20 protein-coding genes are annotated in these 20487 nt (G+C 63.9%); 8 read left to right on the plus strand and 12 right to left on the minus strand.

The window, feature by feature from the left end:
• Positions 1–178: 178 nt before the first annotated feature.
• Positions 179–1876, minus strand: a complete 1698-nt coding sequence (locus HEP69_RS13120) for an NAD(P)H-dependent oxidoreductase subunit E (RefSeq protein ID WP_290558995.1) — start codon at positions 1874–1876, stop codon at positions 179–181.
• A gap of 200 nt (positions 1877–2076) precedes the next feature.
• On the opposite strand from HEP69_RS13120, the gene HEP69_RS13125 reads away from it, so the two are divergent.
• Both HEP69_RS13125 and HEP69_RS13130 read left to right on the plus strand, forming a co-directional pair.
• On the plus strand, positions 2077–3150 hold the full coding sequence (locus HEP69_RS13125) for an alkane 1-monooxygenase (protein ID WP_290558996.1): 1074 nt from the start codon (positions 2077–2079) through the stop codon (positions 3148–3150).
• A gap of 22 nt (positions 3151–3172) precedes the next feature.
• Positions 3173–3574 carry a hypothetical protein gene (locus tag HEP69_RS13130; protein WP_290558997.1) on the plus strand — a complete coding sequence of 134 codons (402 nt, stop codon included), beginning with the start codon at positions 3173–3175 and terminating at the stop codon, positions 3572–3574.
• A 117-nt stretch (positions 3575–3691) separates the two neighbouring features.
• Here the strand turns inward: HEP69_RS13130 and xseA are convergent, their stop codons facing one another.
• Complete coding sequence (gene xseA / locus HEP69_RS13135; RefSeq protein ID WP_290558998.1) at positions 3692–5230, minus strand: exodeoxyribonuclease VII large subunit; 1539 nt, start codon at positions 5228–5230, stop codon at positions 3692–3694.
• 73 nt (positions 5231–5303) lie between these two features.
• Between xseA and purD the strand changes: the two genes are divergently transcribed.
• Positions 5304–6569, plus strand: a complete 1266-nt coding sequence (gene purD, locus HEP69_RS13140) for a phosphoribosylamine--glycine ligase (protein WP_290558999.1) — start codon at positions 5304–5306, stop codon at positions 6567–6569.
• A 449-nt stretch (positions 6570–7018) separates the two neighbouring features.
• Here the strand turns inward: purD and HEP69_RS13145 are convergent, their stop codons facing one another.
• Together HEP69_RS13145 and HEP69_RS13150 are read right to left on the minus strand one after the other, a co-directional pair.
• Positions 7019–7753 (minus strand): VCBS repeat-containing protein, encoded by a 735-nt coding sequence (locus HEP69_RS13145; protein ID WP_290559000.1) that lies wholly within the window; start codon positions 7751–7753, stop codon positions 7019–7021.
• Positions 7754–7755: 2 nt separating this feature from the next.
• Positions 7756–8079: a 2Fe-2S iron-sulfur cluster-binding protein gene (locus HEP69_RS13150; protein WP_290559001.1), complete on the minus strand. Its 324-nt coding sequence runs from the start codon at positions 8077–8079 to the stop codon at positions 7756–7758.
• A gap of 396 nt (positions 8080–8475) precedes the next feature.
• Here HEP69_RS13150 and HEP69_RS13155 point away from each other — a divergent pair, with 396 nt between their 5' ends.
• Complete coding sequence (locus HEP69_RS13155) at positions 8476–8946, plus strand: peptidoglycan-binding domain-containing protein (protein WP_366111415.1); 471 nt, start codon at positions 8476–8478, stop codon at positions 8944–8946.
• A gap of 61 nt (positions 8947–9007) precedes the next feature.
• Here HEP69_RS13155 and HEP69_RS13160 read toward each other — a convergent pair whose 3' ends face one another.
• The 7 genes from HEP69_RS13160 to HEP69_RS13190 form a co-directional block, all read right to left on the minus strand.
• Positions 9008–10486 (minus strand): Do family serine endopeptidase, encoded by a 1479-nt coding sequence (locus tag HEP69_RS13160; protein ID WP_290559002.1) that lies wholly within the window; start codon positions 10484–10486, stop codon positions 9008–9010.
• Positions 10487–10824: 338 nt separating this feature from the next.
• Positions 10825–11019 (minus strand): DUF2065 domain-containing protein, encoded by a 195-nt coding sequence (locus HEP69_RS13165; RefSeq protein WP_290559093.1) that lies wholly within the window; start codon positions 11017–11019, stop codon positions 10825–10827.
• Entirely contained in the window at positions 11019–11933 is a 915-nt protein-coding gene (gene hflC, locus HEP69_RS13170; RefSeq protein WP_290559003.1) for a protease modulator HflC, read from the minus strand. Before hflC ends, HEP69_RS13165 begins: the two co-directional genes overlap by 1 nt.
• Complete coding sequence (gene hflK, locus HEP69_RS13175) at positions 11933–13093, minus strand: FtsH protease activity modulator HflK (protein ID WP_290559004.1); 1161 nt, start codon at positions 13091–13093, stop codon at positions 11933–11935. Before hflK ends, hflC begins: the two co-directional genes overlap by 1 nt.
• A gap of 73 nt (positions 13094–13166) precedes the next feature.
• Positions 13167–14630, minus strand: a complete 1464-nt coding sequence (locus HEP69_RS13180) for an FAD-dependent oxidoreductase (protein ID WP_290559005.1) — start codon at positions 14628–14630, stop codon at positions 13167–13169.
• 6 nt (positions 14631–14636) lie between these two features.
• Positions 14637–15425, minus strand: coding sequence for a ribose-5-phosphate isomerase RpiA (gene rpiA / locus HEP69_RS13185; RefSeq protein ID WP_290559006.1), 789 nt, complete (start codon positions 15423–15425; stop codon positions 14637–14639).
• Between the two features lie 103 nt (positions 15426–15528).
• On the minus strand, positions 15529–15963 hold the full coding sequence (locus HEP69_RS13190; protein ID WP_290559007.1) for a MarR family transcriptional regulator: 435 nt from the start codon (positions 15961–15963) through the stop codon (positions 15529–15531).
• A gap of 75 nt (positions 15964–16038) precedes the next feature.
• Here HEP69_RS13190 and HEP69_RS13195 point away from each other — a divergent pair, with 75 nt between their 5' ends.
• From HEP69_RS13195 to HEP69_RS13210, 4 genes are all read left to right on the plus strand, one after another.
• Positions 16039–16488, plus strand: a complete 450-nt coding sequence (locus HEP69_RS13195; protein ID WP_290559008.1) for a hypothetical protein — start codon at positions 16039–16041, stop codon at positions 16486–16488.
• A gap of 78 nt (positions 16489–16566) precedes the next feature.
• Complete coding sequence (locus HEP69_RS13200; RefSeq protein WP_290559009.1) at positions 16567–17274, plus strand: glutathione S-transferase family protein; 708 nt, start codon at positions 16567–16569, stop codon at positions 17272–17274.
• Between the two features lies 1 nt (position 17275).
• On the plus strand, positions 17276–18649 hold the full coding sequence (locus HEP69_RS13205) for an L-serine ammonia-lyase (RefSeq protein ID WP_290559010.1): 1374 nt from the start codon (positions 17276–17278) through the stop codon (positions 18647–18649).
• A 288-nt stretch (positions 18650–18937) separates the two neighbouring features.
• Positions 18938–19879, plus strand: a complete 942-nt coding sequence (locus HEP69_RS13210) for a DMT family transporter (RefSeq protein ID WP_290559011.1) — start codon at positions 18938–18940, stop codon at positions 19877–19879.
• Here the strand turns inward: HEP69_RS13210 and HEP69_RS13215 are convergent.
• Positions 19797–20426 carry a thiamine diphosphokinase gene (locus tag HEP69_RS13215; protein WP_290559012.1) on the minus strand — a complete coding sequence of 210 codons (630 nt, stop codon included), beginning with the start codon at positions 20424–20426 and terminating at the stop codon, positions 19797–19799. The genes HEP69_RS13210 and HEP69_RS13215 overlap by 83 nt on opposite strands.
• Between the last annotated feature and the right edge of the window lie 61 nt (positions 20427–20487).

Raw genomic sequence — 20487 nt, forward strand, 5'->3', positions numbered from 1 at the left:
CCCCCCAGGGCGAAAAAGGCCCGCGCCCGGGCCAGAAGGGGCCGCCCCCCCTGCCCGGCCCCCGCCGCAAGGCACGCCACCGAAAGGGTCTTTAGCACCGACCGCCAGACCGATGGCGGGCGGCGCACCAGCGGCCAATAGGCCAGCGTCGCCGCGATCGCGCCAGCCCAGAAAAGCATCATACCTCGTCGGGAAAATGCTTGATCGTCAGCCGGATCGGGTTCGGAGCGGCCTGCCCCAGACCACAGATGGAGGCATCCGCCATCGCCTCGCACAGCTCTTCGAGCAGCGGTTGGTCCCAATGGTCGGCCTGCATCAGCTTGACGGCCTTTTCGCAGCCCACCCGGCACGGCGTGCACTGTCCGCAGCTCTCATCCTCGAAAAACCGCAGCATATTCAGCGCGGCGCCCTTGGCGCTGTCGTGCTCCGACAGAACCACCACGGCCGCCGAGCCGATGAAGCTGCCCAAGGGCTGCAAGGTGTCGAAATCCAGCGGCACATCGTCGATGGAGGCAGGCAACAGCCCCGAAGACGGCCCGCCCGGCTGATAGGCCTTAAAGCTGTGGCCCTCTGCCATGCCGCCCGCAGCCTCGATGATATCGGTGATGGTGGAACCTGCGGGCAGGAGATAGACCCCCGGACGGGCCACGCGGCCCGAGACCGAATAGCTGCGCAGCCCCCTGCGCCCGTTCTTTTCGGTGCTGCTGAGCACCTCCGGCCCCTCGCGGCAGATGCGCGCCACCCAATGCAATGTCTCGACATTATGCACCAGCGTCGGGCGGCCAAAGACGCCGACCTGCGCCACGAAAGGCGGGCGGTGACGCGGCAGGCCGCGCTTGCCTTCGATCGATTCGATCATCGCGCTTTCTTCGCCGCAGATATAGGCGCCCGCCCCCCGGCGCAAATCGACATAGCCCTTATCCACAACGCCTGCGTCTTCCAGCGCTTTGATTTCACGCCGCAAAATCTCCAGCACGGCGGGGTATTCATCGCGCATATAGATGAAGCAGGTCTCGGCCTCGACCGCCCATGCGGCAATCAGCATGCCTTCAAGAAAAAGATGAGGAACACGCTCCAAGTAATAGCGATCCTTGAATGTTCCCGGTTCCCCTTCATCCCCGTTCACGGCCAGATAGCGCGGCCCGCCTTTGGCGCGCACAAAGCCCCATTTGCGCCCCGACGGAAAGCCCGCTCCGCCCAGGCCCCGCAGGCCGGAGGACAGGATCCGCTCCTGCACCTCTTCCCAGTCGCCCGTTTGACGCAGGGCAGTCAAAGCCTCATAGCCACCCGTGGCGCGGTAATCGGCAAAGGTCTCGTAGTCGGGCAGATGCGCATGGGTGTCGCCCGCGGCAATCGCGGCCTCGACCTTGGACGGCGTGGCATGGTCGATATGGTTATGGCCCAGTTCCAGCACCGGCGCGGTATCGCACCGGCCCATGCAGGGCGCACGCAGAACCCGCACCCGGGCGGGATCGAGCCCCTCCGCCAACGCGGATTTCAGGGCCTGTGCGCCCGCCAGTTCGCAGGACAGCGAATCGCAGACGCGGATGGTCAGCGCGGGCGGCGGCGCCTCCCCTTCCTTGACCACATCGAAATGCGCATAGAACGTGGCAACCTCATAGATCTCGGCCATGCTCAGCCGCATTTCTTCGGCCAGAGCCCGCAGATGCGCCGCCGACAGATGACCGAAGGCATCCTGGATCAGATGCAGATGCTCGATCAGCAGATCGCGCCGCATCGGGCGTCCGGCCAGTAACGCGCGCAGCTGGTCCCAGGCGCGGTCATCAAGCTGGCGCCCTTTCGGCGTGACGCGGCCTTTGCCCTTGCCCTGTTTCCACACACCTTTTTGGCCAGACGTGTCGTGATCCAATGCCATTGCGCGATCCTCCCCTGCGGCTCGTTACTCTATACCGCGGACCGCCCGGCGCCTGCGCTCAAAAACGACAATGTTGTGCAGTTTTGCGCGCATGGTCCGTTCCGATCGGAACGCCACGCTGCGAATTTTATACATTGGCGCCGTAACCAAGCGCGCAGGCCTGTGATATGCTGCACGCGCATGATGAGCGAGAGAGAGACATGTTGCGTTTTGTGATCGTCCCGTTTCTGCCGGTGGCGTTGCTGGTGGCCGCTTGCCTGCTGGGCGGGTGGTGGAGCGTTGCCGCCCTGATCAGCGTGACGCTGCTGGTCACTGGCATGGACCGGATCATGGCGCCGGCCCCGCCCGAAACGGGTGCGCGGGCGGTCGCATTGGGGCACCGGATTACAACCGCGCTGGGTCTGGCCCATCTGCTGCTGATGCCGCTGGGGATCTGGGCGCTGACCCGCAACGACGCGCTGGAGGGGGCTGCGGCCTGGGTGACGGCGCTGGCGCTGGGGCTCTTTTTTGGCCAGGTCTCCAACTCCAACGCGCATGAGCTGATCCACCGCGCCGCCCGCTGGCCGCGCCGTCTGGGTGTGGCGGTCTATGCCAGCCTGCTGTTTGGGCATCACGCCTCGGCCCATACGCGGGTGCATCATGTCTATGTGGCCACGCCAAAAGACCCGAATTCGGCGCCCCTGGGGATGGGGTTTTACCGGTTCTGGCCACGGGCCTGGATCGGATCGTTTCGCGCGGGCCTTGCCGCCGAGACCCGTCTGCGCCAGGGCAAGGCCGGATCGCGCGGCCTGCACCCCTATGTGATCTACGTGGCGGGCGCCGCGCTGAGCCTTTGGGTCGGCTGGCTGATCGGCGGGCTGCCGGGCGTTGCCCTGTGGCTCGGGCTTGCGGCCTATGCGCAGATGCAGCTGATCCTGTCGGATTATGTCCAGCATTACGGGCTGCGCCGCGCATCGCGCGCGGATGGCGGGTGGGAGCCTGCCGGTCCGAACCACAGCTGGAACGCGCCGCAATGGTATTCCTCGGCCCTGATGCTGAATGCGCCGCGCCATTCGGATCATCACGAACATCCGGCGCGCGGATTTCCCGAACTGCGTCTGAACGCGGAAACGATGCCGGTGCTGCCGCGGTCGCTGCCGGTGATGGCATCGGTTGCGCTGGTTCCGCCCCTATGGCGTCGTGTCATGGACAAACGCGCCGCCAAATGGAGCAGACCGGCAGAGCCCTCGCGCAAAGATCCGCAACCTTGCGCGCACGCCCTTGGCAGGACCTGACCCGATCTGCCACACTCGGCCCATGTTCCTACGCGCATTGATTCCGGCCGTCCTGGCCTCCACGCTGCTCGCCCCGGATGCCCAGGCCGGTATGACGGCGGAACAGTTTGAAGCCTACACGACAGGCAAGACGCTCTTTTACAGCGTAGATGGGGCGGATTACGGGGTCGAGCGCTACCTGGACGGACGGCGGGTGCAATGGTCCTTCCTGGATGGCGAATGCATCGATGGCACATGGTACGAAGAGGCCGGGCGGATCTGCTTTGCCTATGAGGCATGGGACGCACCGCAATGCTGGTACTTCACGCAGACGCCTCGCGGGCTGAAGGCGGAGTTTGCCGATGAAAACGGCCGGATGGCAGAGTATCTTGCCTCCGACCGGGGCGAGGACATGGTGTGCCTCGGTCCCAAGATCGGCACCTGACCAGGAACCGGCACGGGCCCAGGTCATTTTCTGACGCAGAAAATGGCGCGGGACGTCCCCGTGAGCGCCCAGAAACTGTGTCAGTTTCTGCTCATTTTCTGTGTCAGAAAATGGGCCTCAGAACAGGCTGCCTTGCTCTGGGGGCTTGGGCTTGGCGCGCGGCGCGGATTTGCCGCCCACAGTCAGGCGCCCATCCGCGAACTCGATCTCCAGGACGGCCCCGCTCCGAGCCTGCGCCTTGCGCGTCACCACCGCCCCTTCCGCACGCACCACCGCATACCCCCGCTCCAGCGTGGCCTTGTAGCTGAGCGTCTCATGCATCCGACCTGCCGCCTCCACGCGGGCCTGCCAGCGCGCGATCTGGCCAGATCCGGCCTGTGACAGCCGTCTCGACAAGCCCGTGAGGTCCTGCACCTGCCCTTCAAGATCAGCCCTGAGCCGCTGCGGCTGGACCAATCTGGATTGCTGGCGAAACGTATCTCGCTTGGTTGCAACGGTCCGGACCAATGCCGGGATCAGCCGGGATGCGGTGCGGCCGACCCTCTCCCGCTCGGCACGCACCATGCGACCCAGGGTCTGCGGCCGCAACGATCCGGCACGCTCCGTCAACCGCAGCTTGCGTCGCTGAACGCTGCGGTCCAGCGCGGCAGGCAACCGGTCCGACGCCAGATCGAGCCGTTGGCGCGCCCCATCCAGCAAGGCGCCCGGTTTCGGCAAGGCCCGGCTGAGATCGCTCAGCCGTTGCCGACGCCGCTGGACAGCGGTTGCGGTGCCACGCGACAGGCGCGCACCCTGCCCCTCCACCCAGGCCAAAAGCTCCAGCCGGACGGGCACCGCCAGTTCGGCGGCGGCTGTTGGGGTGGGCGCGCGTTGATCCGCCGCATAGTCAATCAATGTGGTATCGGTCTCATGCCCGACCGCCGAAATCAGCGGAATGTCAGAAGAGGCCGCCGCTCTCACAACGGTCTCCTCGTTGAACCCCCACAGATCCTCGACCGACCCGCCGCCGCGGGCCACGATCAACAGATCGGGACGGGGCAGCGCACCTCCGGGGCTCATCGCGTTGAAACCGGCAATCGCGCGCGCAACTTCGGGCGCGCAACGCTCGCCCTGCACGGCAACGGGCCAGATCAGCACCTTGCGCGGGAAGCGGTCGCGAAGACGGTGCAGGATATCGCGGATCACCGCGCCCGAGGGAGACGTGACCACACCGATCACGTCGGGCAAATATGGCAAGGCTTTTTTGCGCGTGGGGTCGAACAGCCCTTCGGCAGTCAACTGCGCCTTGCGTTTTTCCAGCATCGCCATGAGTGCGCCCATACCCGCCGGGCGGATCTCTTCGATGACCATCTGATATTTTGATTGCCCGGGGAAGGTGGTCAGGCGCCCAACGGCCACAACCTCCATCCCCTCTTCCGGCTGCGTGGTCTGGCGCGCGGCCACCCCTTTCCACATCACACCGGCAAGCACCGCGCGATCATCCTTGAGATCGAGATAGACATGCCCCGACCGAGGCCGCGACACGCGGCCCACCTCGGCCCGGATGCGCACATGGGAAAACTCCCCCTCGATCATGCGCTTGATCGCGCCCGAAATCTCAGAGACCGAAAACTCCGGCGCGTTCTGCCCCGGTTCGGGCGTGTCGATCAGGTCCATCCGGCTCACCTTGTCACTGGCACGCTGCCAGCTTAGAACGCCCAGAAGGCAAGGCCAAGCGGAAGGGCACGCGATGAACATCCTGATCCTGGGCGGCGGCGGCCGCGAACATGCATTGGCCTGGGCCGTGCTGCAAAACCCCAAATGCGACAAGCTGATCGTGGCGCCGGGCAATGCCGGGATCGCCCAGATCGCCGATTGCGCCCGGCTGAACATCGAGGATGGCGGCGCGGTGGTCACCTTTGCCGAGGAAAACGCGATTGATTTCATCATCGTCGGCCCCGAAGCGCCGCTGGCCGCGGGCGTCGCGGACCGATTGCGCGAGGCGGGCATGCTGGTCTTTGGCCCTTCGGCGGCCGCCGCGCGGCTGGAAGCTTCCAAACGCTTTACCAAAGAGATTTGCGATGCCGCAGGCGCACCCACCGCAGGCTATCGCCATTTCACCGATCCGGACGCGGCCAAGGCCTATATCCGCGCCCAAGGTGCCCCGATCGTGGTCAAGGCCGATGGCCTTGCGGCGGGCAAGGGCGTGATCGTGGCGATGGATGAGGCAACCGCGCTGGCGGCGGTGGACGATATGTTCGGCGGCGCCTTTGGAGGTGCCGGCGCCGAAGTGGTGATCGAAGACTTCATGCAGGGGGAAGAGGCCTCGTTCTTTGTCCTGTGCGATGGCGAGACGGTTCTGCCCATCGGCACCGCTCAGGATCACAAGCGCGTGGGCGAAGGCGATACCGGGCTCAATACCGGCGGGATGGGGGCTTACTCCCCCGCCCCGGTGCTGACCGACGCGGTGGCCCGGCGCGCGCTGGATGAAATCATCCGCCCCACGATGGCGGAGATGACCCGTCGCGGCATGCCCTATCAGGGCGTGCTTTATGCCGGTTTGATGATCCAGGACGGGGCGCCCCGGCTGGTGGAATACAACGTCCGCTTCGGCGATCCCGAATGTCAGGCGCTGATGATGCGGCTGGGCGCGCAGGCGATGGATCTGATGCATGCCTCTGCCGAAGGTCGGCTGGCCGAGGCGCAGGTGAACTGGTCGGACGATCACGCAATGACGGTGGTGCTGGCTGCCAAGGGTTATCCCGGCAGCTATGCGACAGGCAGTGTCATCGGCGGGCTGGACGCTTTGCCAGAAACGAGCTTTGCAATGTGTTTTCACGCAGGCACCACGCGCGCCGAGGGACGGTTTCTGGCATCAGGCGGACGGGTGTTGAACGCAACCGCACGGGGCGCCACATTGCAAGAGGCGCGCGACCGGGCCTATGCGATGGCCGATGCGGTGGATTGGCCGGAGGGTTTCTATCGGCGCGATATCGGCTGGCGCGCGCTGGAGTGAGCCCGGCAGGTTCGGCCCGCGCGGGGCTGCCCCGGCAGGCTGTGATCCGAACCGATTGAGTATCGACATCAGGAAGGCGGATCCGCCGAACTGGCGATGGCCGCAGCGGCCCCCGGATCCTGGATCCGAGTGCGTTTGCGATATGCGCGATGGGAAAACCATCTGTCCCGAGCGTACCGTCGAGCGTGTCAGACCCGGACGGTATTTGCAGCTGCGGGAGGGGGTTTAACGCGAACGCATTGACGATGTCTTATGGCACCGCGCGCTCAAGGCCGAAATGGCCGCGCCCGGCCTCGGGCGGGGCCAATCCCGACATTTGACCGCAGAGGCCCGTACAAGGGGCACAGCGGACGTTCGACATAGGCCGCCAAACTGCCCTCCCGTCCGCGGAGCAGGGCGGGCGCCCCGCCGGGGGTAGGCGCGGACCGGACAGCGCATGTGGGTTGGTCCTAGTCCGGGCATCCAAGTTGGGCATCGACCGATGCGCGGCCGCGGAAAGCCTCGATTGGGGTCGCTGCCAGACCATCCGCGCCAAGCCTGACAGCCAAAATCCTGGACCAGCGTGCATCGGCCAGGATCATTTCCGGCCCCTGCCCGCAATTGCGAAGGCCGCCGGTGATGAAATCCTCGCCGATCCGATGGTTGGTCAGCCCGGTCAGCGTTGCAATTTCGGTGAAGCTCTCTGGCGTGAAGCGCCAGACGCGCAGGGTCTTGGCCAGATGCGGGCGGTCGACATAGGCAATCTCGATATGCCCGTCGCCATCCAGATCGGCGGCCCCCACGGGCGCCAGCCAGCGAAAGCGGGTCCCGATCATCGGCGTGCTGGCGATCGTGCCGATCGTGCCGCCGACAAGCCCCAGAACCACCAGTTGCGCGCCATAGCGTTGATGTGCCGCGACCGCGACCACTTCGGGCAAACCATCTCCGGTGATGTCCCAGAGCCGGGGCGCGGTGTCTTCAAAGACCATGTCAGCGCGCGCCGGGATGCGGTAGGTTCTGGTGCCTTCTCCCGACGCCTCGCGAACGGTGACCATCAGCGCGGCCCATTCCTCCTCATCGCCCAGAACGCCATGGGGATAGGCCAGGGTGGGCTCGGCATAGTCGGCCGCCACGATGTCCTGCGCGTCGGCCTGGCCCGCCAGGCCCAGCCATCCCGCCAGAACAAGTGCCGGGATGCCGCGCATGATCAGATCTGTTTTTCCGGCATCTGCACCACCAGCCCGTCCAGTGCATCGGACACCTTGAGCTGGCAGGTCAGGCGCGAGCGCGCCGCATCGGGCTCATACGCGAAGTCGAGCATGTCCTCTTCCATATCGTCTTTGGCGGGCAGTTTTTCGACCCAGTCGGGATGCACATAGACATGACATGTGGAACAGGCGCAGGCGCCGCCGCAATCGGCCTCGATGCCGGGGATGTTGTTGTCGCGCGCGCCTTCCATCACGGTCAGGCCATTGGCGACCTCGACCACATGTTCCTTGCCGCCATGTTCGATATAGGTGATCTTTGCCATACCGTCTGTGTTCCCTTTGCTCATCTCGCCGATGGCCCTGTTCAGCGGCAGGGCCAGATATCCGATCAATGTCTAGACAAGCGATGTAGGACACACCAGCCCCTTTTGCGACCCCGGGCGATGTCGAGCGCAAATCGGAGCCATGTTCCTGGGTTTGCACGGCGGAGGGGCACCCCGTCTTGCAGGCCAATCGGTGGCGGGCGGTGATATACGCCGCGCCTTGCAGGACACACATCGCCCGATGACACGGGTCTTTGACTCAAAAAGCTGGGAGACCGGACGCGATTGAGGTATCTTGCGGCAAAACGACCGCCCGCAGAGGCTGAGATGAGCAGACTTTCACTTAAAGGGGCCGCCTTTGGCGCGCTGGGTTTTGCGGTAGCGGCCTGAACCTCGGTGCCGGTGCCGGATGTCGCAGCCCTGCGCGAGCCGGATCTGGCCTTTCTGACGCAGGTCGCGCCACCCGGGGCCGAACCGGGCACCTGCTGGGGCAAGACCACAACACCCGCGATCATCGAAACGGTGACCGAACAGGTGATGCTGCAACCGGCCGAGGTGAGCACGGACGGAACCGTCTTGCAGCCCGCGATCTACAAGACCGAAACCCGCCAGGCCATCGTCCGCGAGCGCAAGGAAACCTGGTTCCAGACACCCTGCCCCACCGACATGACGCCTGAGTTCATCCGCTCGGTCCAGCGCGCGCTTGCGGCGCGGGACGTCTATTCAGGCGCGATCTCGGGCGAGATGGATGCCCGCACACGCGCTGCCGTGCGCCGGTTTCAAAAGCCGCAAGGGCTCGATTCAGGCATTCTGTCTCTGGCGGCGGCGCGCCAGCTGGGCCTGGCCGAGATCCGGCCCGAAATCTGAGACAAAAAACGCCCCGGAAACACCGGAGCGTTCGACGCTGTGACCGATTGGCCCGCGCGGCTTACTCAAGCCCCAGCGCGACGAAGCGTGGATCGCCCGCGCGACGCACCAGCAAAAGCAGCGACCGGCGGCCGGCATCTTTCGCCTCTGCGATCCGGTCATCGAGGTCCGAGAGCGTTTCGACCGCCTGCTGTCCGGCCTCGATGATCAGGTCACCGGGACGCAGCCCTTTTTCAAAGGCTTCGGAGGTTTCGTCCACATCCACCACCACGAGCCCATCGGCCGTGTCAGGCAGGCCAAGCTCGGCCCTGATCTCAGCGGTCAGGATCGAGATGGTCAGACCCAGGATCGCTTTTTCCGCAGGCTCATCCGAGGTCCCCGGCGCATCCAGCGCCACAGGCACGGTGCGCTCGGCATCCTCGCGGCGACCAAGCGTGACCAGAATCGTCTGCGTGCTGCCCTCGCGCTGGACCAGAACGCGGACGGTCTTGCCCACTTCGGTATTGCCAACCTGGCGGATCAGACCACGGGTATCCTCGACCTCACGCCCGTCAAAGGACATGATCACATCGCCCGCCTCAAGTCCCGCATCGCGCGAGGGTCCTTCGAGCACATCGGTGACCAGAGCGCCTGCAGCGGCCTCCAGCCCCATCGCTTCGGCCACATCCGGGGTCACGTCCTGAATGCGCACGCCCAGCCAGCCGCGCCGCGTTTCCCCGAATTCCCGCAATTGATCGACCACGCGGGTCACCACGTTCGAGGCCATCGAGAACCCGATCCCGATAGAGCCGCCATTCGGGCTGAGGATTGCGGTATTCACCCCAATAACCTCTCCATCCATGTTAAAGAGCGGCCCGCCCGAGTTGCCCCGGTTGATCGCGGCATCCGTCTGGATGTAATCGTCATAGCTGCCCGAAAGCGCGCGGTTGCGCGCGGATACGATCCCGGCCGAGACGGAAAAGCCCTGCCCCAGCGGGTTGCCAATGGCAATCACCCAGTCACCGACGCGCGCGGTGTCGCTGTCACCGAAAGGCACGAAGGGCAGCGGGCCGTCCGCTTCGACCTTAAGAAGCGCAATATCGGTGTTGGGATCGGTGCCCACCACGGTCGCCTCCAGCTCCTCTCCACCGAGAAACTCGATCAAGATCTCATCGGCGCCGTCAATCACGTGGTTGTTGGTCACCACATAGCCATCCTCGGAGATCACAAAACCCGAGCCCAGCGCGGAGGAGCGGCGCGGACGGTCGCCCGGCCCGTTCCGGTCCTGAAATTCGCGGAAGAAATCCTCGAACGGGGATCCTTCGGGCACGATCCCTTGCGGGCCGGTGCGCCCTTCGACCACGGTGGATGTCGTGATATTGACCACCGCGGGGCTGATGGTTTCTGCCAGCGGCGCCAGGCTCTCTGGCCGGGCCTGCGCGGCCAATGCCTGGGCGATCAAAAACCCGAAGGCCACCAGGCTCAGCCAGATCAGCCGCAGCGCAGCGACCTGTTGCGGTGTTTGAGTGGGTTTTGCCAATGCAATGGTCCGAGGTTTCATCCTCATTCTCCTTACCTGTCAACGCGCGAACAAAACCGGGCGCCAGAAATCTCAGTCTCTATGGTGCATCTAGGGCGGCAGAGGTTCAACATCAAAGGCGTGGACGCTGAAGCCCCGTAAATCCTGCGTGATCACATATGTCAGAGCCTGGTTTACAACCTGTTGATCCGATGGACTTTCTTGTTTGTGACGATCCAACGGCGATGCGAGGATCTGAAACAAACCTTGAATGGGACGGCGCCCGATACGCCGGTGTGCTGCACGGTTCGGGGCCAGATTACCGCAATCGAACGCACAAACCTCGATCGCTTGCGCGTCTTCCAACCGCCTGGCATGGCTCAGATGCCCAGCCAGAACGCCAACCACAAAAAGATCAGCCCGATCACAATTGCCAGCGCGCCCAGTTGTCGGCGCACCGTTTCGGGCAGCAGACGCAGCTGTTCCAACACCCGCTCAATGAGCGAAGGGGCCAGCACATAGGCCAGCCCCTCCACAATCAGCACCAGCCCAATAGCGAGCAGGGATATCGCGATCAGTTCGATTGCGGCGCGCTCCGCAAGGCCTGTTGACCTGCGCCGCTACTTTGCGACGCGCCATCGGGCGACTTCAGGTAGTTAAAGAACTCTGAATCCGGGGTGAGCACCATGGAGGAATTTCCGCTCTGAAACGCGCGGTTATACGCGGTCAGAGAGCGGTAGAACTCAAAGAATTCCGGATCGCGGCCAAAGGCTTCGGCAAAGATGTTGTTGCGGCGGGCATCGGCTTCACCGCGAATGATCTCGGCCTGACGTTGGGCGTCGGACACCAGCTCGACCACTGTCCGGTCGGCCTGGGCACGCACCCTTTGGGCCGCCTCGTTACCCCGGGCGCGCTCGTCAGTCGCCTCCCGCTCCCGTTCGGCGCGCATCCGCTCGAATGTCGCGTCGAGGTTTTCGGACGGCAAGTCGGTCCGTTTCAGACGAACGTCGATGATCTCGACCCCCAGCGCGAGCGCCTCGTCAATCGCCCCGTTCCGGATGCGCAGCATCAGTGCCGCCCGGTCCGAGCTGAGGATATCGTTCGAACTGACCGAACCCAAGACCTCACGTGTTTCGGCACGCAGGATCGAATCAAGCCTGTTTTCAGCGGTCTGGATGCCGCCGACACCGACGGCCTGACGGAACTGGTTCACATCCATAATCCGGTAGCGCGCGAAGGCGTCGATCACCAGACGCCGGTCATCCAGGGGCGTGATCTCAAGCGGGTCGATATCACGGCTGAGGATCCGGTCGTCATAGCGCACAACCTCCTGAATGAGCGGGATCTTGAAGCTGAGCCCAGGCTCTTCCTTAATCGCGACGACACGTCCGAATTGCAGCACCAGCGCCTTTTCACGCTCGTCCACGATAAAGATCGACGACAAAAAGCCCACCACGGCCAGAACAACAAGTGGCAGAAGATAGCGCATCAGTTGGTCCCCTCTTGCGTGTTGCGGCGCAGCTCGTTGAGCGGCAGGTAAGGCACGATGCCCTGGGTATTGCCGTTGTTGGGTTGGTCCAGAATGATCATGTCCACGCGGCCAAGAACAGCTTCCATTGTCTCAAGATAAAGACGTTTGCGGGTCACTTCGGGGGCCTTAAGATATTCCTCAAGCACCGCCGAGAACCGGCTCGCCTCACCTTCGGCCTCGTTGACCACTTGCGCGCGATACCCTTCGGCCTCTTCCAGAAGCTGCGCCGCTTCACCGCGCGCCTCGGCCAGAACCCGGTTGGCATAGGCATCGGCCACGTTTTGCAGACGGTCACGCTCCTGCTCGGCGGCCTGAACTTCACGGAAGGCATCAATCACCGAGGTCGGCGGGTCGGCCTTGTCAAAGTTCACCCGGATGATGTTGACCCCGGAATCGTAGCTGTCGAGCGTGGACTGGATCAACTCCTCCAGCCGACTGGCGATCGAGCCCCGGTCCCGGTTCAGGATCGGCGCCAGATCGGATTGCGCGATGATCTCACGCATCGCCGATTCCGACACGGCCCGGATCGTCGGGCGCGGATCGCGCAGGTTAAACAGGAACTGCGCCGGGTCGTTGATGTTCCAGACCACCTGGAAGTCGATGTCGACGATGTTTTCATCACCGGTCAGCATAAGCCCCGCATCCGAGCCGCGCCCGCCAACGCCGATATCCTCGGTCTGTTCGCGCGTCACCGGGATCACCTCGGCCGATATGACAGGCCAGGGCGCGAAGTTCAGACCCGGATTGCCCACAGAGTAAAACTCGCCCAGGAACAATTCGACGGACTGCTCTTCGGGACGGACCGTGTAAAAGCTCGCCATGCCCCAGAGGACGAGCGCGCCCACAAGGCCCAGACCGATGGTACCGCGCGTGAACCGTGGGCCACCGCCGCCACCGCGACCGGTGCCGTTTTGGCCACCGCCGCCGCGACCGCCCATCAGGACGCGCAGCTGTTCCTGGCCTTTTTTCATCAATTCGTCGATCTCGGGGATCTGGGGCCCGTCGCCGTCTGGCCGACGACCACCGCCACCGCCGCCATTCTGGCCGTTATCGCCCTTGTTACCCCCACCGCCGGAGGAACCGCCGCCCCCCCAGGGGCCGCCGTTGTTTCCTGCCATTTTGTCCTCTTTTCCCTGTTTCATGCCGCGCGTCGCGGCGTCCATGCCTAACCTGTGTGTTTTTTGCGGGATATCAAGCGACCCGCATCGGTGTTCGCATCGTTACGATCTCTTCCGACATGGTCGGGTGAACGGCAACCGTGCGATCAAAATCTTCCTTGGTGGCGCCCATCTTGACCGCGACACCGGCAAGCTGGATCATTTCCCCCGCTCCGGGGGCCACGATATGGCATCCCAATACCTTGCGGCTGGCTTTGGAAACCACGAGCTTCATCAGCACGCGGTCAGGCTGCCCGGCAAAGGCCGTGCGCATCGGCCGGAAGGATGTGCAATAGATTTCAACCGGTTCCTGCTCACGCGCGTCTTCCTCGCTCAGCCCGACAGTGCCCAGTTCGGGCTGGGTAAAGACGGCGCTTGGGATCAGGTCGTGATCCACAGGCGTGGGGTTGGCCTTGAACACCGTCTCGACAAAGACCATGCCCTCGCGAATCGCCACCGGCGTCAGGTTTACACGATTTGTCACATCTCCGATGGCATAGATCGATGGGACCGATGTCTGGCTATAGGCGTCCACCGCGATCTCACCCCGGCGGCCCAGTTGCACGCCGATCTCCTCCAGCCCCATATCGTCGGTGTTGGGATCGCGCCCGGTCGCAAAAAGGACCGCGTCAAACACCCGCTCCGACCCGTTTGTGGCCTTGACCCAGACCGGCCCGCCCGGTTTGCCCGCCGGTTCGACAAGATCGCCGCTGGCCCGGGCGCTGGCTCCCATTGCCGCATCCGACCCGGTGCCCCCGGTGCTGGCGGTTGTGTCGGCGGATGCCGAGGCCATCTCGATGATGTTGGTGCCCAGATGCAGGTTGATCCCGGCTTCACGCATGGATTCCGCGATCAGGCCGCGCGCTTCGTCATCGAACCCCCGCAGGATCTGCGCGCCGCGGTAATACTGCGTCACCTCGACACCCAGTCCGTTGAGGATACAGGCAAATTCACACGCGATATAGCCGCCGCCGATGATCAGCACCGATTTGGGCAGTTTCGGCAGACGAAAGATATCGTCCGACACGATCCCCAGATGCGCATTGGGGATATCGGGCCGCACGGGCCGCCCGCCGGTGGCCACCAGAATATGCTTGGCGGTCACGGTCTGCCCGGTCGAGAGCTCGACGGTATGGGCATCCTTGAGCCGCGCGCGGGCATCGAATGTCTCCACTCCGGAGTTCTTCAGCAGACTGCGATAGATCTCTTCGAGGCGGTCCAGTTCGCTATTGAGATGGCCCGAGAATTTCGACCAGTCGAACGCCCCCATCGACATGTCCCAGCCATAGGCGGCCGCCTCCGCGGGCAGAGCGGAGAACTCGGACGCAAAGACCATCAGCTTTTTGGGCACACAGCCCCGGATCACGCAGGTCCCGCCATAGCGGTCCGCTTCGGCCAGGGCCATCTTCGCGCCCGCCTCTCCGGCCGCCACGCGCGCGGCACGGACCCCGCCCGATCCGCCACCGATGACGAAAAGATCATAATCAAAGCTCATCAAATCACCTTAATCCGCAAGATCGCTAAAGAGATTGTCCGTTTCCAGGAAGTCGAGACGGTCCTGTTCGATCGTCCCCTCATTGATGTCGCGGATCTCCACCCGGCCATCGCCGAAGCCCACTACGACCGTGTCGCAGATATCAATGAACAGACCGTTTTCCACCACGCCCGGCATCTGATTGAGCACCAGCGCCAATTGGCGTGCGTTGCCGATGCGGTTCAGGTGCAGATCCAGGATATGGTTCCCCTCATCGGTGACAAAGGCCGCATCACCGTTCATCCGCAAGGACGATTGTCGGCCCATCACATCCATCGAGATCAGCGTCTCTTCGATCAGGGCCTGGGTGGTCTGCCAGCCAAAAGGGATCACCTCGACCGGCAGTGGAAACGCGCCCAGCGTTTCGACCTCTTTGCCCACATCGGCGATCACGATCATCCGGTCCGAGGCCGTGGCCACGATCTTTTCCTGCAAAAGCGCACCGCCGCCGCCCTTGATCAGGTTGAGATCGCCATCAAATTCATCCGCGCCGTCAATCGTCAGGTCCAGCCACCGCGCCTCATCGAGCGAGATCACGTCGATGCCCACATCGCGGGCCAGTTCGGCGGTGCGGGTCGAGGTTGGCACCCCTTTGATCTTAAGCCCGTCGTCGCGCACGATCTCGCCCAGACAGCGCACCAGCCAGGCCGCGGTCGAACCGGTGCCCAGCCCCACGCGCATCCCGTCCTCGACGAAATCGGCGGCCCGTTTCGCCGCCACGAATTTGGCCTTGTCGATGGGCGACAATTCTCCGGTCATAGAAGCGACTCCCCGTTGGCGTGGGGCGGTTATAGGCAAGATGCCGCAGAGGTGCGAGAGGCAATTGCCGGGCCTTTGACCCGAACAGGACACGGCGCCCGCGTCAGGGCTGTGATCGCTTCAGGGCCGCAATGACCTGCTGCATCAATGCGCTCAACTGGGCCTGGTCCTGCGCGTCCAGAGACGACAGAGCCCGGGCGTTGACCTGGCGCGCCGCCGCCATCGCCTGCGGCCTGAGCGCCCGCGCCCGGTCGGTCAGGCACACATTCCGGGCGCGCTTGTCGCCGAGGTTGGGATGGCGCGTGATCAGCCCGTCCCGCTCCATCCGCGACAGCGTATTGGCCATTGTGGCCTGCTCCACATCCAGCGCCGCGACCAGAGCCGCCTGGGTCACGCCGTCTTCCTCCCACAACTCCAAAAGCACCATGAACTGCGCCGGAGCCAGCCCGAGCGGCCCGATCTCGCGCGCGAGCGCATGCGCAAAAAGACGCGCCATGTGATTGGCCAGAAATCCGGCGGAACTGTCTTTGAAGGTCATCGGGACAGAAAGCACTTGAATAGCAGGCTATGCAATCATATTTAGATAGCACGCTATCTAAAAGAGGTCTTTCCCATGTCACCCAAATTGCACGCCGCCGCCGGAGCCATCGCTCTGCTCACGATCTCGGCCTTCTGGCTGGGCACCGTGACGTCCGAGCTGTTTGGCAGTCATGCGACGATTGCCCAGATCAAGACCGGTATCCTTTATGGCATGGTCGTCCTGATCCCCGCGATGGCCACCGCGGGGTCAACGGGCGCGCGGTTGGGCAAAGGCTGGCGCCTGCCGCAGGTGGCCGCCAAACTGCGCCGGATGAAGATCATCGCCGCCAACGGGCTGCTTGTCTTGCTGCCAAGCGCGGTGTTTCTGGCGTTCAAGGCACGGGCGGGCATGTTCGATACCAGCTTTTACGCCGTACAGGGGATCGAGCTGGTGGCCGGGGCCCTGAACATCACGCTTCTGGCGCGCAACATGGCCGATGGTCTGGCCATATCTCGCAGGCGCAGTGCCAAAGCGCGCGGCTGAGCCCGCCATTGCGCAAATCCGGCGCAAGGGGTCGCTAACCGGCGCTTCAATCATGGTCATCGGCGCTACACCCGCGCCATGACCATGCCATATGTCCTGCATTATGCACCCGACAACGCCTCGCTGATCATCCGATTGGCACTGGAAGAGATGGGCCTGCCCTATCGCACCGCGCTGGTGGATCGCGCGAAAGAGGGGCAACGCAAGCCCGATTACCTGCGGCTGAACCCCAACGGGCTGATCCCGGTTCTGGAAACGCCGCATGGGCCGATCTTTGAGACCGGCGCAATTCTGCTCTGGCTTGCCGACACCCATGGCCAGATGGCACCCGGACCGACCCATTGCGATCGCGCGGCCTTTCTGAAATGGCTGTTTTTTGTGTCCAACACCTTGCATGCCGATCTCAGGATCACCTTCTATCCGCATCGTTACGCAGGACCGTCCAAGTCCCATCACGCCACGATGCGCCGCGCCGTACAGGCCCGTCTGAGAACACATCTGGCCCATCTGGAAGCGCTGGCCAAAGAACCATGCCGGTTTCTGGGTTCGGCCGCGCCTTCGGTTCTGGACTATTATCTCGCGGCCTGCCTGCGCTGGATGGCGCTTTACCCGGCCGATCAGGACCGGGGTTGGTTTTCGCTGGCAGATACGCCACATCTTGGCACACTGCTCTTGCGGCTTGAAACACGCCCCGCTGTTGCCGCAGCCACAGATGCCGAAGGATTGGGTCCCACGCCCTTTACCGCACCGCATCATCCACAGCCCCCAGAAGGGAGTGCGACCTGACATGTTCCTGTCCGTTTTCGAGATGTTCAAAGTGGGCATTGGTCCCTCCTCCTCCCACACCATGGGGCCGATGGTGGCCGCGGCGCGGTTTTTGGACATGATGCGCGCCTCGCCGTTTCATTTCGCGGGTTTGCGGGCGTCGCTGCATGGCTCGCTGGCGTTTACCGGGGTCGGGCATGCCACGGACAGGGCGACCGTTCTGGGCCTCGCCGGGTTCACGCCCGAGACCTATGACGCCGAAGCCGCCGAGCGGGCGCTGGCCGAGATCCACGGCAGGCAGACCGTAACGCCTGAGGGTCTGGGCGATCTTGCATTCGACCCCAGGACCGATCTGATCTTTGATTTCGAGACGCCGCTGACCGGTCATGCCAATGGGATGATCCTGATGGCCACCGATGCCCAGGGCGATATCATTCTGCAACAGGTATTCTACTCCATCGGTGGCGGGTTCGTGATGACCGAACAGGAACTGGCCGCGGACAAGGCCACCGATGAGGGCGCACCGGTCCCCTACCCTTTCAAGAGTGCCGCCGAGATGCTGGAGATGGCCAAGGCGTCCGGCAAGACCATCGCCGCGATGAAGCGCGCCAACGAAGTGTCGCGCGGCTGTTCGGAAAGCCTGGCCAAAGGCAGCGCGCGGCTCTGGCAGGTGATGACCGATTGCATCGACCGGGGGCTGAGCACCGATGGCACCTTGCCCGGCGGTCTGTCGGTGAAACGCCGCGCCAAGGGGATCTATGACGCGCTGCTGGCCGAGCGGGGGATGAACCTGACCCCGCCCCACACCATCAATGACTGGATGAGCGTCTATGCCATGGCCGTGAACGAGGAGAACGCCGCAGGCGGGCAAGTCGTCACCGCACCCACCAATGGCGCGGCGGGCGTCGTGCCTGCGGTGCTGCGCTATTACCTGGATCACGTCCCCGGAGCCAGCCAGACCCATGTGGAGGATTTTCTTCTGACAGCCGCGGCGATTGGCGGGCTGGTCAAGTACAACGCCTCGATCAGCGGGGCCGAGGCAGGCTGTCAGGCAGAGGTGGGCAGCGCCTCGGCCATGGCGGCGGCGGGGCTGTGCGCGGTGATGGGCGGCACGCCCGAGCAGGTGGAAAACGCCGCCGAGATCGCGCTGGAGCACCATCTGGGCATGACCTGCGATCCGGTCAAAGGGCTGGTGCAGGTGCCGTGCATCGAACGCAACGGGCTGGGCGCGATCAAGGCGGTCTCGGCCGCCAGCCTCGCCCTGCGCGGGGACGGGACCCATCTGGTGCCGCTGGATGCCTGTATCGAAACCATGCGCCAGACGGGTCAGGACATGAGCGAGAAGTACAAGGAAACCTCGCTGGGGGGGCTGGCCGTGAACGTGCCCAATTGCTGAGCGCTGTGTCGGAAGGGGGCTTGGTGCAACACCCGGTCGACAAAGCGGCACCGCGCAGATGGACCTGGCAAGCCCGCTCTGTCCGGGCGCGCCGCGTCGGTGATGGGACAGGTCTGCGCGAGACGCCTGAAGAGGCCTTGCTGGGCGGGTGCGGTGTGAGTGGACAGGCCATCTGAATCGGCGACACCCTGATGCGCTATCGCGTCAAACGCACGTTTTGTTAATCAGCTGCAAAAAAATCCCATGTCTAAAGTTGATCCTCCCGTTTTACCCGCATAGCGTGCGCGCATGACGGCGGACAGACCTCTCTTGGGCATCACTTTGATGCTGGGCTTTTGTATTGTGGCACCTGTAGGGGACGCGATCGCGAAAGTGTTGGGTGCAGAGATCCCGATTGGACAGCTTCTGGTTGTGCGGTTCGGGATACAGGCCCTGATCCTGGTTCCGGTGGTGTGGCTGACCGGGATCCACTGGCGCATGCGAGGGCGCGTCTTGCGGTTGACCGTTCAGCGCACGGCGCTGCATATCATCGGGATCGGCGCAATGTTTACGGCGCTGCAATACCTGCCGCTGGCCGATGCCATCGCAATCGCCTTTGTGATGCCGTTTATCATGCTGCTCTTGGGCAGATATGTGCTGGGCGAAGAGGTCGGCCTGCGGCGCCTCCTGGCCTGCGCGGTGGGGTTTGCCGGCACCTTGATGGTGATCCAGCCCAGTTTCGTCGAGGTCGGCTGGCCCGCCCTCTTGCCGCTGGTGGTCGCGGTGACATTTGCGCTTTTCATGCTCACCACGCGTCAGATCGCCAAGCAAACGGATCCGATCGGGTTACAGGCAGTCTCGGGCGTGATCGCCACGGCGTTTCTTCTGCCGCTCGTTCTGGTTTTCCGGGACGCCGATATTGGCGCGCTGAAATTGGTGACACCGTCGACCCGCGACTGGTGGCTTTTGTTGTCCATTGGGGTGCTGGGCACCTTCGCGCATCTGATGATGACCTGGTCGTTGCGTTTTGCCCCCTCGGCGACGCTGGCACCGATGCAGTATCTTGAAATTCCCTTTGCGACGGTGATCGGCTTTATCGTCTTTTCCGAGTTGCCCAACGGGCTGGCCGCCCTGGGGATCATGATCACGGTGGTCGCCGGCCTTTATATCATCGTCCGGGAGCGGGCCATGGCACGGGCGCTGTCAAAAGAGCCGCCAGCGCCGCCGCGCGTTGCTGACCCGGCAGAATGACCAGAAGACCCGGCCGATCGCAATAGATCGACACCTGATCCGCCGCCGCGCGGTTCGATGTCCCGATCACACGACCCGGAGCAAGGTCGAGCCCGTCGAGCGGCCATTCCACCCCTTTGGACCGCGCCGAAACCGCACAAAGCGGAAAGACCGATACCAACGCGCCAACCGGCAGCGCAAGATGCAGCTCCGGTGGGCACAGGAACGCGACCTGTGTCTCACCGACCAGAACACAGCGCTGATCGGCACAGCGCATCAGCGCATGGAACGCGGCCAGTTGGTGATCAAGGCGCGGACCCATGAACCCCAGCCCGACCACCAGCGGCGCGCGGATTCGCGACAGGCATTTCTCGAAATCCGTGCTGTCCTGTTCGCCGATCCGGTGCAGCGAGTGGGCAGGGAGCGTTGCCTGCATGTGGTCGCCCAGAGAATCGAAATCCCCGATCACCGCGTCGGGCAGAAACCCTGCCTCTACCGCATGGCGGGCGCCGCCATCCGCAGCCACCACCGTCGGCGCCTTGGATCGCACAGTTTCCAGGACCGCCATTGACACGGATCCCCCACCCAGCAGGGTAATACATTCTGCACTGTTAACAATTATGCCTGAC

It is taken from the genome of Aestuariivita sp. (genome assembly GCF_021404545.1).
Lineage (GTDB): Bacteria > Pseudomonadota > Alphaproteobacteria > Rhodobacterales > Rhodobacteraceae > Aestuariivita.